The organism is Gimesia sp. (assembly GCF_040219335.1).
Classification (GTDB): domain Bacteria; phylum Planctomycetota; class Planctomycetia; order Planctomycetales; family Planctomycetaceae; genus Gimesia.
In genome coordinates this window covers 1-14,879 of sequence record NZ_JAVJSQ010000005.1, presented here as the reverse complement: position 1 = coordinate 14,879, position 14,879 = coordinate 1, and the positions used below count along the sequence as shown (strand labels likewise).

The following is a 14,879-nucleotide window of genomic DNA, read 5'->3' as shown; positions in this document are numbered from 1 at the left end:
TTTCAGACAGGGTCTCTGTCTGAGGCGGGACGCACGGAACTTCAGAACCGCACGTTGTAAGGAAGCTTAAACACATAGGTGGGTGTTTATTTATCGTCTATTGTGCAGGCAGGGCTTCACTCCGTCAAGTACAAACCGCACATCTTAACGCTGTCCGGGTAAGAGAGAGAAAGGACTTTCAAGCTCAGGATTTTACGCAGTTTAACGATTAGAGGCCTCAGCAGTGACCGCTGCCCCCTGCTCTGTCAGTGGTGAAAGATCATAACATGCCGCCTCTTCACTGTTTCGAACAAACAGTCGCCCCCGTGCCAGTACCGGATTGTTCCAGGTCTGTCCTTCGATCGCCTGGAATTTTCCCCGCTGGACATTCTTCTCCGGATTGGCCTCAACCAGTTCGACACGTCCATCTTCGGCCAGGATGATCAGGTAACCATCCACGAGCAACAACTGCCCGTAACCATAGCGGCCCCGCTTCCACTGACGCTTCCCCGTTTCCAGATCCAGGCAGGTCAGCACACCTTCATCCAAGCCGTAGACATAGCCATCCTGCTTCACCGCGGAATTGAACTTGAGCTTCAGGCTGAGGCTCTTCCATTCTTCTTTAACCTTCGCGGTCTTCTCACTGGACTTGCGGGGAGCGATTTCAATTCGGGCCGAACCCAGTCCGTAACCGGATCCCAGGAAGACCGAATCATCGTCGAGTGGAATCGGCTGGGCGGCATTGCAGCCCGCATGATTGGCCCATTCAAAGAACCAGAGCGATTGACCATCTGCGAGTGAGACCCCCTCCAGCCCTTTGGCATTGAAAATCAAAACCTGAGGCGTCCCGTTCAAAACCGCATACTGAGGAGAACTGTAACTCGGCTTGTGAGTTCCGCTCGACCAGACTTTCTTGCCGCTCAATTTATCAAAGGCGATGACAGCCTGATTTTTTTTGTCAGCTGCAGCAGGACTCACTCCCTGATTTACGATCACCAGATCATCGTGAATCAAAGGTGATCCGGCCATGCCCCAGGTCAGGTTTTTCAGATCCCCTTCCTTAAGCAGGTCGTGCGACCAGACAAGCTTGCCTGTCGCTGCATCCAGACAATTCAGGATGCCCGTCCCTCCCATCGTATACAATCGCCCCTCTGCAAACACCGGTGTCGCCCGAGGTCCGACGCCTCCCAGTGTTTCTGAGAATCGAACCGGTTCACTCTGGGTCCAGATCTGCTTGCCGGTAGATACGTCATAACAGACGACCAGCTCGTCCTCGCCGCGCTGCTCCTGCGTGAAGACACGATCCCCGACCACACAAAATGATCCCCAGCCAGCCCCCACCGGATGTTTCCAGAGTAACTTCGGTGGCTCAGACTCCCAGTCCGTACGGATCTGCTGATCGCGGGCAATCCCATCCCGCAAGGCGTTCCGGTAACCGGGCCAGTCTGCCTCGAGGGCAACTAATGTTTCAGCAGACTCTGACTTCTGGTTGGCACTGTTGTCAGCCTGTTCGAAATACTCCACGGCCCGCTGTTCTGCAGTCGGCATAAACCGGAACTGAAACCGGGGTACCATGTCCCCTTCAAAACTTTCCACGCGAACCACGGTAAAAAAGAGCACGAATGCCAGCACCACGCCGAGCAGACCTTTGAAACGCGTCTTCCAGGCAACGCCGGAAACGAACATCCACCAGATCAACAGCCCGACAACCAGATTCCGATTTCCCTCGTAGACCGAGAAGACCTGGTAAGTACGATCCGGAGCCAGGCGAAACCACTGGATGACCATCGCAGCAATGCCGATCACCAGAACCGCCAGCCCCCACTTCCAGCGCAAACGACGCGCGGGACGTTCGGTTGTCTCGGCCGGCACCGCGGTCTCAGTGTCAGCAGGCTTGTTCTCAGCAGAGGCGTTTTCCGGCTCTGCTGATTCCTCATTTTTTGAATAATCCGACATAAGATTTCACCACAGTTGAAGCAGGCTCCCAGTCTGATTTCACGACCTGGGCCAGCGGTGCGTACAAGATTTTGACAGTGCGCGAGAAGGGGCTGAATTTCATCTTCCCTTCCAGCCAGACCAGCGGACCGGACATCAGAAAATAGAGCAGCAGGAATGCCATCAGGCACATCAGCGCCGCCCCGACCCGCTGACGAAGCGAGGGACGGGACAACTCATCCTCGGAGGTGACTGACGAACTGCTGACTGCTGCCTTCATCGGGCGATTCCAGTATGGGGACAGGGGACTCTGTGAGTGGTATTACCCCTCATCATCGCATTCTGTTTCAGAAATATTTGAGATCGAACGCAGTTTATTTTTTGCGAAATGCCGGCAGTTTTTCGCCGGTTTCCCGGTGAAACTCATCCGGCCGTCGACTACGTGGCAGACGATCGTAAGTCGCTTCCTGCCATTGATCGAGCTCGGCCCGCAGTTCCTGCTCCACCTTTTGATACTCCGGCTTTCCGGCCAGGTTCTTCAGTTCATGCGGGTCCTTCTCCAGGTCGTACAGTTCAACTTCCGGTCGGGGGACCACGAAACAGCTTCGCTGATCTTCAGTCAGCTTGTTCTGATCGCGCAGTTCGCGCATCACCGTGTAGGTCGGACTCCGCACCGCGTCAGCTGGAGGCGTACCAGGAATGTCGGGATAGAAGTTCCGAATATACTTATAGCGACGTGAGCGAACGGCACGCCCGAAATCTTCAAAATCGTGCCAGTTATGTTCGGCAAACACATGCGTGCGGATTGTCGCGTTGGGATTCTCCAGTAATGGTTTGAAACTCTTCCCCTGGAATGTTTCACCGACTTCCAGCCCCGCCAGTTCCAACAGTGTCGGAGCCAGATCGACCGAGCTGATCAGAGACCTGCAAACCGTACCCGCTTTCACCTTTGCCGGCCAGGCGACAATCCAAGGAGTTTTCACTCCGCTGTCATAAACGGTCGTCTTGCAGCGTGGAAAAGGTCTTCCGTTGTCACTGAGAAATACAATCATCGTATTATCGGCGACTCCCTGCTCTTTCAGTTCCTGACGCACTCGACCCATCACGCTATCCAATCGCGTGATTTCATCGTAGTACAAAGCCAGGTCACTGCGGACTTCAGGTGTGTCAGGCAGATAAGGGGGCACGATCACATCTTCATTCAGATGGGGCCGGGGAATAATGTTGCGTTCATAAGGGCGATGAGGATCGGTCGTCGCAAACCACATGCAGAACGGTTTGTCTTTGGGACGCTGCTTAAGTGTGTTGACCCACTGGTTGAGTTTGGTCGTCACATGATCAAACTTGCTTTCGGTCGGCGTGCCCAGATGCCACTTCCCGGCAGCCGCCGTGTAATAGCCGGAATCTTTCAGTTTTTCCACAAAGGTCACCTGGCTGGCAGGTAGTGGCAGATGCAGTTGATGTGCGCCGGTACTGTGCGGATAACGCCCGGTAATGATGCTCGAACGACTGGGGCTGCAGGAGCTGCATGTCAGAAATGCCTCCGTAAACTTCATACCGTCTGCCGCCAGCTGATCCAGATGAGGCGTCTGAATTTTCTCATGACCATAGGCACCACAATCGTCCCACGCCATATCATCGGCGATGAATACGATGAAGTTTGGCTTACCCGTCGCGGGGACCTGTGCCTGTGACTCCACAGTACCTGTTCCCAGGATCAACAGGACAACCAACAGCACAGCAGACAGCTTGATTCGCATTGCTTTCGTTTCACCAATCTCAGTAATGATTTGTTTCAAGGTAAAAATCGACTTCGCTCTTCGGGTGTCGGCATCCGGCAGGTTTCATGTTTGCCGAAAAAACGATACCGTGCTTTCGCAACCAGTCGATACCCCACGTTTCTTAGTGGCAAAGGGATCAGCCACAATAACCATCCGCAGACATTCCAGGGAAAACCCAGTAACCACAACACACGCACCGCAGCCGCAGATCGCCGATAAACTCGACTGCGGTCAGCCGGGAGAAAAATCACAGTATCTATATTTGCCCGATCCGGTTCGCTCAACAGTTCGGTCGCCGTTTCCCCCTGCAGAGGTGAATAGAGCAGCCGCCCTTCCGGATCGCGTGACATTGCAAAATCCACGCTCCGGTTACACAGACCACAGACACCATCAAAAAACAGAACCGGCTTATCCATCTCCGCCTTCCATTGCTCACATTCTGCCCTGCTCGGCCGGAAACTCAGTCGCACTATAGATTTCCAGCGTTGCGCGGGCTGAACCCAGAGTTTGTCGATCCCTCAGAACCGGGCTTCGTCCCTTATGATGAAATCCAGGAAAACATCCGACCTGCACCTGCCTCCAACGCCCCTGCTGCCTGTCTCCCCCGGATCAACTTAATCTTATACGCTGCAGACATTTATCTCCAGCCGTTTTTTACCTCTTTAAGTGAAAGTCGCTAAATCCCGCAGCGTCACAGGCTCGATAATATTCCAGAGGGGGCATTCTCAGATTCCTCCTGTTGTCCGACCTGTTCCTACGCTAAAATATGAGCAGTCAGCTGACGCTTTTCGACAATTTCCAGCCCCACACCAAGAGAATTGAGGTTTCGGGACCTTCATGCACCAGAGCCAGCCACAATCTGGTACCCAATCACGCTGGAATCAGGGCCTTGGTGTCTCCACACTGGCGCACCTGATTCTCATCGGAGGGCTCTCTTTGCTGGTGGCTGAAGAGGTGGATTCTCTGAATTCGACTCCCCAGACTGCGATCGAGACCCGCTGGTCGCCCACCCGGGAGGAAGTCGACCCCACCGTCATCGATCTCACGCCGGTCACATACAAACAGGAAGAATCATCCAGTGCGGCCGTCAATTCGCCGCTCCCTCAGATGGCGGATCGGACTGCCGCTCCCGACCGGGAGTCCCTCTCTTCCCGATATAATGGTCCTCTGCCGCAAAGCACGCAGTTCGAAGAATCACCTACGACGAAGCATGCCGCCGACATTGTTGGTGCACTCTTAACCTCCGATGCCATCGGCGGGGCCACATCCGGTTCAGGAAATGGAACGGGAAACGGCAACTTCTTTGGCATTAATCCCAAGAGCAAGAAAATAGTCTATGTGGTCGACTCATCCAAAAGCATGAACTTTCCCCATGAAAGTGAGGGCAAAACCCGCCTGGGACGTGTGAAGCTGGAACTTGCCCGGGCAATTCTCTCCATGGATGAACAGCAGGAATTCTTTGTCATCTTCTTCAGCGATGTGGCCATCCCCATGCCGGCCAACCGACTTCAGCCCGCTACGAAGCAGGCCAAATCCCGCTATCTCAACTGGGTCGCACGCGTGCCAGGTGTCGGCAGAACCGAACCACTCGAAGCCCTGCTGCTCGCCCTCAGACTCCAGCCTGACACGATCTATTTCCTCACCGATGGCCAGTTCAACATCGCTGACGTCAAGACCTTCAACACGGTGGTCGACAACGCAGGCTTGAACAAACGCGTGACCGTCAACGGAATCTGCTTCGGTAATCGGGAAGGCGAGAAACTGTTACGCGAACTCGCTGAAAACAACGCAGGCGCTTATACCTTCATTCCCTGAGACGCCTCACCCGGGCAACATGTATACAGTGAATCGCCCCTTTCCAGCCCGTTGAACGCTCTCCGTTCACTAAGTCTTTACAGAATAATGCCTTTTGGAATATTATTCCCCTTTGCTTGAATTCGCGCAATTTTCTGCGTGAGTTTTTCAACCTTTCTCCGCCATTGTTTGATGTCAGTAATTAAGCTGCATTACTTACAATAAGCTTTCTCAAGCTGAACCATCAGGCTCTGTCTGATGCATACAAATTAATTGACAGCGGCGTACCACAACCTGGATCTCAAACAAGAATGAATTCAACTGTCACGGCAGAAAACAGTGCTCGCGCTCACGGTGGACGCAAAGGAACATTAAATTCCCCTTCCTTCCTGGCGTTACTGGCCACCCAGTTTCTGGGAGCCATGAACGACAACATGTTCCGCTGGTTCATTATCCCCATCGGAAAACCGGCCATCGGAGATGCAGAAGCCCTCTCCCTCGGACTGGCCTGTTTCACGCTCCCTTACCTGCTGCTGGCCAGCGTCGCCGGTTATCTCGCCGACCGCTTCAGCAAACGGACGGTGATCATCGCCTGTAAGGTAGCCGAAATCCTCATCATGATTCTCGGCATCTGGGCGATTCAGATCGGGAATATTTATCTGCTCTTTTCGATTGTGGCGCTGATGGGCTGCCAGAGCGCATTGTTCGGTCCGGCCAAGTTCGGCAGTATCCCTGAAATGCTCCGAGATAACCGACTCTCCCGCGGCAACGGCCTGATGGGACTGATTACCGTCGTCTCCTCCGCCCTCGGCTTCATCGCCGGTAATTATCTGTACTACATCACGCAGCCCAGTCTGAAAAATCCTGGTACCTTCTCCGATATTCAGATTGCCGCCTTCGCACTGATTGGTGTCGCTGCCCTGGGAACTCTGGTCAGCCTGAAGATCCGCAAGCTGCCCGCGGCAGCTCCTACACGCGAATTCCCCTACAATCCAGCCAAAGAAACCTGGCACCAGATGCAGTTACTCCGCAGCAGTACGCCTCTGCTCCGCACCGCACTGGGGGTCGCCTTCTTCTGGATGCTGGCTTCACTGGCTCAAATGAACGTCGATACCTACGGCATCAATGAACTGCAGCTGACACAGAAAGACATCGGTCCCCTGCTGGGCATCCTCGTATTCGGTGTCGCATTGGGAAGTATCCTCGCCGGGATCTGGTCTTCCGGACGCATCGAGCTGGGCATCGTCCCCCTGGGTGCTGCGGGCATTGTCTTGACCTCTCTGATGCTGTTCTTCACTGGTAACAGCGTGGGACCGGGAACCGAGAACGCCACCAGCCTGCACTACTCCCTGTCGCTGCTCTGGCTCTTCCTGCTCGGCGTCAGTTCGGGACTGTTTGACATTCCGCTGGAAACATTCCTCCAGCACCGCAGTGACGTAGAAACGCGTGGCAGTGTCCTGGCAGCCGCGAACTTCCTTGCATTCGCCTTCATTCTCGTCGCTTCGTTTGCCTTCTGGGTCATGCAGAAGCACCTCGAACTGTCGGCCAGTCAGATTTTCATGGTCCTGGGCCTGCTCACAATACCGGTTGGGATTTACATCTTCAAACTGCTCCCCAACGCCACCATCCGCTTTATGGTCTGGCTCGTCAGTTGCACGATTTACAAGCTGCGGGTAAAGGGTCTTAAGAATCTCCCCAAGAAAGGGGGCGCCCTGCTGGTTGCCAACCACGTCTCCTGGCTGGATGGCATCTTTCTGATTCTGACCTCCACGCGTCCCGTCAGAATGATCGCCTACTCCACCTACGTTGAAGCGCCCTGGGTCGCCTGGCTCTCCCGGCTGTATAACACGATCCCCATCAACGTGGAAGACGGCCCCAAAGCACTTATGAAATCAATCAAATCCGCGAGAAATGCCATTGAAAATGGCGAATTAGTCTGTATCTTCGCGGAAGGAAAGTTAACCCGTTCGGGATATCTGCAACCGTTTCAATCCGGCCTGATGAAAATCATTAAAGGCACTGGTGCTCCCGTCATCCCTGTCTATATCGATGAGTTGTGGGGAAGCATCTTCAGTTTTCATGGCGGAAAGTTTTTCTGGAAAAAACCCAGGCGGTGGCCCTACCCGGTTTCAATTCGATTTGGAAAACCCGTTCTCCATCCGGAAAACGAAAAACACGTCCAGCGAGTCGTTCAGAACCTGGGAGTTGATGCCGCCAATTTTCGAAAGACGTACCAAATGATTCCACCACGACTGTTTTTGAGAAAATGTAAAAGTCAGAGATTCCAGCTCAAAGTCTCTGACTCCATGGGTGACGAACGCACTGGAGGCATGCTGCTCACCGGCGCGCTCGTCCTCAGACGCCTGCTCAACAAGTTTGTACTCAAGCCGGATGAAAAGATGGTCGGCGTCCTGCTGCCTCCCTCAGTCGGCGGTTGTGCCGTCAACGCCAGTCTCGCGATCTCAGGTCGGGTACCCATCAATCTCAATTACACACTTTCCGACAGCGACATTAATTACTGTATTCAGGAAGCCGGTATCAAAACCGTGCTCACCAGCCAGAAGTTCCTGGAAAAACGTCCCATCGAAATGGACGCCAACGTGGTCCTGCTGGATGACCTCAAAACCAAAGTCACTCTCTGGGATAAACTCGTCAGCATGTTCCAGGCATTCGTCGTCCCCGCCTGGATCATCGAACGTATCATTGGACTGCATCGCGTCAAATCGGATGATCTCAGTACGGTAATTTTCACTTCCGGTTCGACCGGGCTTCCCAAAGGGGTGATGCTCTCCCACCACAATATTATCTCGAATATCAACTCTGCCGACGATCTGCTTCAGCTCTCGCAGAAGGATTGCATCCTGGGAATCCTGCCCTTCTTCCATTCGTTCGGCTACACGATTTCACTCTGGATGCCTTTCGTCAGAAAAATGCGTTCCTGCTACCACTTTAATCCGACCGATGCCCGCACCGTCGGCAAAATGATCGAAAAATACAAGGCAACACTTTTCGCCACCACACCGACCTTCCTCAGGCACTACCTCAAACGCTGCACCAAAGAGCAGTTTGCCTCGATGGATGTCGTCATCACGGGTGCCGAAAAACTGCCCCAGAGTCTCGCCCGGGAATTCGAAGAAAAATTCGGTATCTTCCCCACTGAAGGCTACGGTACCACCGAACTCTCCCCCGTCGCAGCAGTGAATGTTCCCCCCAGCCGCCAGTTGGATCCGGATGAAGTCTCTGCGAAACCGGGAACCGTTGGTCGCCCCATCCCCTGCGTCATGGCCAAAACAGTCAACCCGGAAACGATGGAAGACCTTCCGGATGGTGAAGAGGGACTTCTCTTCATCAAGGGGCCCAACGTCATGAAAGGGTATCTCAACAATCCCGAGAAAACCGCAGAGGTCATCATTGATGGCTGGTACAACACGGGGGACATCGCCACGATCGATGAAGATGGTTTCATCGCCATCACTGGTCGGCAGACTCGCTTCTCCAAAATTGGGGGAGAAATGGTGCCACATCTCAGAATCGAAGAAATCATCACCGGCATCGTCAGCGAACCGGATGCGGAAGAAGCCGAGGTCGAAGTCGCAGTGACTGCAGTTCCCGATGCACGCAAAGGGGAACGGCTCATCGTCCTGCATAAACATTTGAACAAATCAGTCGACGAAATCCTCAAAGAGCTGGCACAGTCAGGCATTCCCAATCTCTGGCTGCCCTCCAGCGACAGTTTCCTCGAAGTCGACGCCATCCCGCTCCTGGGAACCGGGAAACTCGATCTGGCACGCATCAAACTGCTCGCCTGCGAGGCCTTTCCTGTCGAAGTCGCCAGCTAAGTATTTTGCAAAATCACCGCTGAAATCCCGGATTCGCACGCTCGTAACGTGCGACCGGAAATCAGCCGGTGAACAGCGAGAGGCAACTTTCACTTTTTTTAATAATCATTTCCCGACTGTCCACCTGAAACGACTTCCTGCAAACATCTCTCTTGTAAGCCTTTTCTTTGTAAAGCCTTACCATTACACATCAATTGACACTGATCTCTGAAATTTGACTCTTTTTTTCCTTTATATGTAAATTATCCTGTTAGGAATAAGGGTGATAAGAGTCCATTAGTGTATAGAGCGGGCCAGCTTGTGGAGAAATTCCCTTTAAAGTTACCCGTTACGTAATTAAAGATGTGAGGAAAAGCAGGCATGATTGACCAGAAAGTCAAGCTGACAGAACGCCAACAGGCTATTTACCAGTTTCTAAAAGATAAGATTATTAACCGTGGCTATGGCCCCACAGTCCGTGAGATCGGCGATGCATTCGATATTCGCTCTCCCAACGGCGTCATGGGACACCTCAAGGCACTCGAACGTAAAGGGCTGATCAAACGCAAATCACATATCTCACGTTCGATCCAACTCTGTGACAATGCCCAGAAACCGGCCAACATCCATCTGGCAGGATCGCTGCAGGCGGGGGCCCCGATTGGCTCAACCATGGGCGATTCACAAGTCGATTTCAGCTCCCTGTTTGATTCGGGCGACAACTTCTGCCTCAAAGTCAAAGGGACTTCCATGATCGAAGCCCAGATTCAGGATGGCGACTACGTGATCGTCAAAAAACAGGAAACCTGCCAGCAAGGTGAAATCGTGGTTGCCCTCGTTGACCAGCAGGAAGCCACGCTGAAACGCTTCTACCAGGAAGCAGATCGCGTGCGGCTGGAACCGGCTAACTCGAGCATGGCCCCCATTTATTCCAACAATGTCCAGATCCTGGGCGTTGTCAAAGGAGTCATCCGGAAGTTCGTTTAATCGACTTCCCCCGGGAATGCCTGGTTTTCCTAAGCCATTTCCTGGCGTGCTAACGTGATCAGCATGCTGTCGGGCAGACTTTCCGCGCCTGCCTGTCGCAGCATGTTGATCAGCTGCGCGGTCGTGTATTGCGCATGCAGACAGACATGCATCAGCACATCCGATCGCCGGGTCTGATGCACTTGTCCCTTACCGGAGCTGGTACTCTGTTTACGAACGACCTGCGCCAGATCGGCTTCATTCAGCCCCTGCAGATACGCAATCCAGCGCTGCTCCAGTTCCCCCCATCTTTCTTTAAGCTCCTCCAGTGAATGGATTCCGCCTTCTCCCCGCTGATTTCCAGGCAACTCTCCTGGCAGATCCCCCGGTTACACGGGCGCCGTATCTCCCAGTAGCGCTTCCAGCCAGACATATTCGGCTGCATACAAATGCATCAGCGTTTTCCAGATCGAGCCCTGGCCGATAGAAAATTACTGACGTCTCTGTTCCTCAGACAGTCGTTGAGCAGATTCCAGCAACCTCTGATTAACCCAGCGGCGATGTGCGTGCAAACGCGATATCAGTCCCACAACCATGAAATACTCCCCCTGAAATTAAATTGAGGCAGAGAACCACCTGAACCCCGCCAATACCTTCCCTGTCATTACTTGAGTGGAGCCGAAACACCGCCCACAGGTTCGGAAAACCTGTTTCGGGGCTGTTTTTTCCTAACACATATCCATCAAAGGGGATCTGCAAAAACTTCTACCAGCTTTTTAGGCGTTTTTTTCATTTAGATTGTTTCCCAGCACTTGAATTGCCGAAACTATTTTCTATCCTTATCCTATCTCGCAGGTGGAACTTACCGCAATTCGGGGGATTAGCTCAGTTGGGAGAGCGTTTGGCTGGCAGCCAAAAGGTCACCGGTTCGAGCCCGGTATCCTCCACTCAGATGCTACTTCGAGTAGCCAACATCTAAAAACCTTGTCCATAACGGGCAAGGTTTTTTTATTTCCCCTCACAATGCCCGGCCCTCCTCAGCTCATCACAACTCCGGTATCGCCTCTCTCACCTTAATAGTTACAATGCAGCTGCAGACCTTCTCAATCTCCCGAGAAGTCACAAGCTTCTCTTCTGCTGACACGACCTTTCACCTTTATCAAAGCGTTTCTCCATGCCGACCAGGAACTCCGCAGTCGACGACTATCTAGCTGAGTTACAGCACTGGCAAACAGAAGCCACAAAACTCAGAAAAATCCTGCTCAAGTCACCGCTGACTGAGGAACTGAAATGGCGCAGCCCCTGTTACACATTTCAGAACAAAAACGTCGTCATTCTGGGATGCTTCAAAGATTTCTGCTCACTCAGTTTCTTCAAAGGGGCCCTGCTGAAAGATCCTGATCAGGTTCTCGCCAGGCCCGACAAGAACTCGCGGGCTGCGCGGCTGATCCGGTTCACATCGCTGCAGGAAATCAATGAACTCGAACCGGTTGTGCAACGCTACATTCTCGAAGCCATCGAGTTGGAGAAAACAGGCCGTAAGGTAGATCTCCAACAGGAAGCGGAACCTGAGCTACCTCACGAATTGCAGGACCAATTCAAAAACAATCCGGCCTTGAAAAAAGCTTTCACAGTCCTTACCCCCGGCAGACAACGAGCCTACATCATCCACTTTTCCACCCCCAAACAATCCCAGACCCGCGTCTCACGGATTGAAAAACTGACTCCACAGATCCTCGAGGGTAAAGGACTGCATGACTGCACCTGCGGACTCTCGAAGAAACTCCCCCGCTGTGATGGATCGCATAAATCCCTGCGTTGAAATTATTTTGGTTGATGATGACGCTTCCAGGTTGCATAAAAAAACAGCCAGCAGAAATTGACTTCTGCTGGCTGAAATTAACACTTCCCAATTGATCGTAATCAGTGTTGCACACCTCTAAATTACTGCTTGGGTGGAGCAACAACATTCGGCTCTGGTTCCGGAGCCAGCATTGGTTCTCCAGGCTGACAGTGTGGACAATCGACGGCAGGCTCTTCAATCACTTCATCGGGCCTGCAGATTTCACAAGGCTCTTCAACGGTTTCCTGCTGCAGTGGAATATCCTGGGAATAGCTGCCTCCGTAAGTCTGATTCCCATAGTTGCAGGCCGCGCCATTATACCCCAGCATCGCTGCTCCGCGAGGAGAAGTGCCGTAAGCAGAACCGGCATAAAAAGCTTTGTACTTACCGAAATAGCTCCAGGACTGAAATCCAGAATATGCATAGGTCTGGTTCAATGAAGACAGTGCATTTCCAATGTCATTAAATTCGGTAATGACTGCTGACTGCACATAGGTAAGACCGACGATCATCGCCAGTACTGCCACGGTCAGAATAATGACCAGTTCGGCTGACAGCACGAAACCGCCTTCATCATTCCAGAACTGTTTAATACAACGACTCATTTGAAGCTCCTTTTATTTTGATGTTCCGCGTTTCAATCGCAGTGAGTGATGAGTAATGGTTTGATTTCTTCAGACAATCATCTCGCCTGGCCGCCACAGTTCTCACTGATCATTCACAGGCTTCAAGCAGGGCAGCCATTCACAGCCACAACCCGGCTTCTTATTTCCTCAGGGACACTTCCCTGTAACTGGCAATAATTCATGTAAGCAAAACGCCGATTGGCTAAAGCGGGAGAGGAAAGTTTCTCAGGCTTTCCTTTTCTGGCGAACGAGGCGGAACTCATTACCTCACTCACCGTAAAAAATCAGGGCAAACTCACCAGAAGTTCTCTCCGCTTCAGTCAATCAGTCATCGGTGGTCTCTCAGGTCACCGATTTGTGCAACGGTCTCTCAAGGTCGCCGCACACTCTCTTTATGCACTCGACTTCGCTGCCCCCTTCAGGACTTCTGAAGCCATTTCATTTGTAATTCTCATAACCGCCATATCCGGATCATTCTGTAAAGTCGGATCATTCGGATTGATTGATACAATCCGCAAGATGTGTGCCATTGCTACGAACCCGAAAAAAGACAAAACCGACATAAGCAGCATAAGCCATTTAATCAGAACAACTTATAAAATCAGCACAACCCAACCTTTTGCGATCACCGCGCACGATCGTCCCAGGCAAATTCCGATTTTGTTCAGATTGCTTTACAACGGCTTTAACACTTTTGATAAGAATTCCTGTCGTATCGATTATGCGGATCGGTCCGCTGAAGACGATTTGATCATGCGACAGACCCGGACTACGAGCTCTCCTCAACGGGAAAGTGTCTGCAGCAACCTGCTGATTCCGGACGGCAGAGACAAGAAAGGTGTCGGCGCAAAAAAAGAGCCCTCAGAAGTCATCTTCTGAGGGCTCTCTGGCTGGTTTAGACAGTTCTCTAGGCAACAGCTAAGGCTTTCTCCCCGCAGCCGACACGATCGGCACAGCGTAGCACAGTGCCCCAGCCTCCTGATGTACGGACACGCCGTACCTGTTCTCTGTCACGTCATTTTCCAGCAGTCTGCGGAATTCCTCTGCTCCACCTGGAACGGGAAACGAAGCCGCCAGCTGTTCTTCGACGGTCAACTCCACTTTGTATTCGCCGAATTGAATCTGCTGAAGTTTTTGATTCTCAAACAACGTGCAGATTTCGTCCCGACTCAATACATGCACGTGCGAGGGGTCACGCAGTTTTTCCAGTGCATCGTATGCTGCCACCTGTTCTGCCGGCAGACAGACATCCGCCACCAACACGATTCCCCCCGGCTGGCAAACCCGACACATCTCGGCAAATACAGTCTCAGGTCGCTCAAAATGATGAAACGCATAACGACTGACGACCAGAGAAAAACGGTCATCTGGAAACGGAAGCGTCTCACCGCTCCCTTCTACCCACTCCAGATTCTGCAACCCCTGCTCTTCCTGCCTCCGTCGTGCCTGTCTCAGCATTTCCGGCGTCAGATCCACACCGGTCACACGCTGAGCTTTTTCCGCAAAATAACAGGCGACAATTCCCGGACCACAGGCGACATCCAGTACCTCATCTGTGTCTTTCAATTGAGACAGTTCAGCCAGTAGGTCCAGAGAAGTCGAGTGGCCCTGAAGTTTCGTAAACGGTACCGCCTGTCTGGTGAACTGATCAATCGTCAAACGCTGATGAGATGCTTCCGTCATTTAATTGGTCTCCTGGTTGATGTTGAATCTGAAACAGTTGGCCGACAGTTGCTCCTGATATCGATGTCGGCCTCTGAACTGTTCGACAACATCCCGGCAGCGCGGGTTCACCTGGAAACGTTCATCACAAATGACTCGCTACATCAATAAAAATAGCCCCCGGAAACCTGAGTTTCCGGGGGCCTGTCGGGACTGTTTGCAGCGGGACTGTTTTAATCAGTCCAGCAGCGGGTTGTCTCCGCCGGCGATGCCGCTGAAGAAGTCGTCGAGATCGTCTGCACTCGGCAGGCGACGCTCGGAGACGTCCAGCGACTCGCTCATCAGGGTACCGTCTGAGTCCAGATCTTCCAGACCCAGCGTGTGACCCAGCTCGTGCATTACGACTGTCAGCAGATCCATCTGACCAAAGGCGTCGCTGCCGGAACCGGCCAGCAGGCTGCCGTCCAGCAGTGTG

Annotated in this window: 13 protein-coding genes and 1 tRNA gene; 6 read left to right on the top strand and 8 right to left on the bottom strand. The window is 52.7% G+C overall.

The window, feature by feature from the left end; all coding sequences use genetic code 11:
• Window positions 1–201: 201 nt before the first annotated feature.
• The 4 genes from RID21_RS04130 to RID21_RS04115 form a co-directional block, all read right to left on the bottom strand.
• On the bottom strand, window positions 202–1,935 hold the full coding sequence (locus tag RID21_RS04130; RefSeq protein ID WP_350187302.1) for a PQQ-binding-like beta-propeller repeat protein: 1,734 nt from the start codon (window positions 1,933–1,935) through the stop codon (window positions 202–204).
• Window positions 1,913–2,194: a hypothetical protein gene (locus tag RID21_RS04125; protein ID WP_350187301.1), complete on the bottom strand. Its 282-nt coding sequence runs from the start codon at window positions 2,192–2,194 to the stop codon at window positions 1,913–1,915. The genes RID21_RS04130 and RID21_RS04125 overlap by 23 nt, the downstream gene beginning before the upstream one ends.
• Before the next feature lie 94 nt (window positions 2,195–2,288).
• Window positions 2,289–3,674: a sulfatase family protein gene (locus RID21_RS04120; RefSeq protein ID WP_350187300.1), complete on the bottom strand. Its 1,386-nt coding sequence runs from the start codon at window positions 3,672–3,674 to the stop codon at window positions 2,289–2,291.
• 35 nt (window positions 3,675–3,709) lie between these two features.
• Window positions 3,710–4,111, bottom strand: a complete 402-nt coding sequence (locus RID21_RS04115; RefSeq protein ID WP_350187299.1) for a thiol-disulfide oxidoreductase DCC family protein — start codon at window positions 4,109–4,111, stop codon at window positions 3,710–3,712.
• Window positions 4,112–4,532: 421 nt separating this feature from the next.
• Here RID21_RS04115 and RID21_RS04110 point away from each other — a divergent pair, with 421 nt between their 5' ends.
• The 3 genes from RID21_RS04110 (at window position 4,533) to lexA (ending at window position 10,294) form a co-directional block, all read left to right on the top strand.
• Window positions 4,533–5,510, top strand: a complete 978-nt coding sequence (locus RID21_RS04110) for a vWA domain-containing protein (RefSeq protein ID WP_350187298.1) — start codon at window positions 4,533–4,535, stop codon at window positions 5,508–5,510.
• A gap of 290 nt (window positions 5,511–5,800) precedes the next feature.
• Entirely contained in the window at window positions 5,801–9,328 is a 3,528-nt protein-coding gene (locus RID21_RS04105; protein WP_350187297.1) for an acyl-[ACP]--phospholipid O-acyltransferase, read from the top strand.
• A 360-nt stretch (window positions 9,329–9,688) separates the two neighbouring features.
• Entirely contained in the window at window positions 9,689–10,294 is a 606-nt protein-coding gene (lexA, locus tag RID21_RS04100) for a transcriptional repressor LexA (protein WP_350187296.1), read from the top strand.
• A 29-nt stretch (window positions 10,295–10,323) separates the two neighbouring features.
• On the opposite strand, the gene RID21_RS04095 is transcribed toward lexA, so the two are convergent.
• Complete coding sequence (locus tag RID21_RS04095; RefSeq protein ID WP_350187295.1) at window positions 10,324–10,641, bottom strand: DinB family protein; 318 nt, start codon at window positions 10,639–10,641, stop codon at window positions 10,324–10,326.
• Window positions 10,642–11,147: 506 nt separating this feature from the next.
• On the opposite strand from RID21_RS04095, the gene RID21_RS04090 reads away from it, so the two are divergent.
• Window positions 11,148–11,220, top strand: a tRNA-Ala gene (locus RID21_RS04090).
• 227 nt (window positions 11,221–11,447) lie between these two features.
• Window positions 11,448–12,095, top strand: coding sequence for a DUF1801 domain-containing protein (locus RID21_RS04085; RefSeq protein ID WP_350187294.1), 648 nt, complete (start codon window positions 11,448–11,450; stop codon window positions 12,093–12,095).
• Between the two features lie 122 nt (window positions 12,096–12,217).
• Here RID21_RS04085 and RID21_RS04080 read toward each other — a convergent pair whose 3' ends face one another.
• Complete coding sequence (locus tag RID21_RS04080; protein WP_350187293.1) at window positions 12,218–12,721, bottom strand: Flp family type IVb pilin; 504 nt, start codon at window positions 12,719–12,721, stop codon at window positions 12,218–12,220.
• Window positions 12,722–13,099: 378 nt separating this feature from the next.
• Between RID21_RS04080 and RID21_RS04075 the strand changes: the two genes are divergently transcribed.
• On the top strand, window positions 13,100–13,621 hold the full coding sequence (locus RID21_RS04075) for a hypothetical protein (RefSeq protein ID WP_350187292.1): 522 nt from the start codon (window positions 13,100–13,102) through the stop codon (window positions 13,619–13,621).
• 39 nt (window positions 13,622–13,660) lie between these two features.
• Here the strand turns inward: RID21_RS04075 and RID21_RS04070 are convergent, their stop codons facing one another.
• Window positions 13,661–14,425 carry a class I SAM-dependent methyltransferase gene (locus RID21_RS04070; RefSeq protein WP_350187291.1) on the bottom strand — a complete coding sequence of 255 codons (765 nt, stop codon included), beginning with the start codon at window positions 14,423–14,425 and terminating at the stop codon, window positions 13,661–13,663.
• A gap of 216 nt (window positions 14,426–14,641) precedes the next feature.
• Window positions 14,642–14,879, bottom strand: a 238-nt coding sequence (locus RID21_RS04065) for a matrixin family metalloprotease (protein WP_350187290.1), incomplete at its 5' end; no start/stop codon positions are given.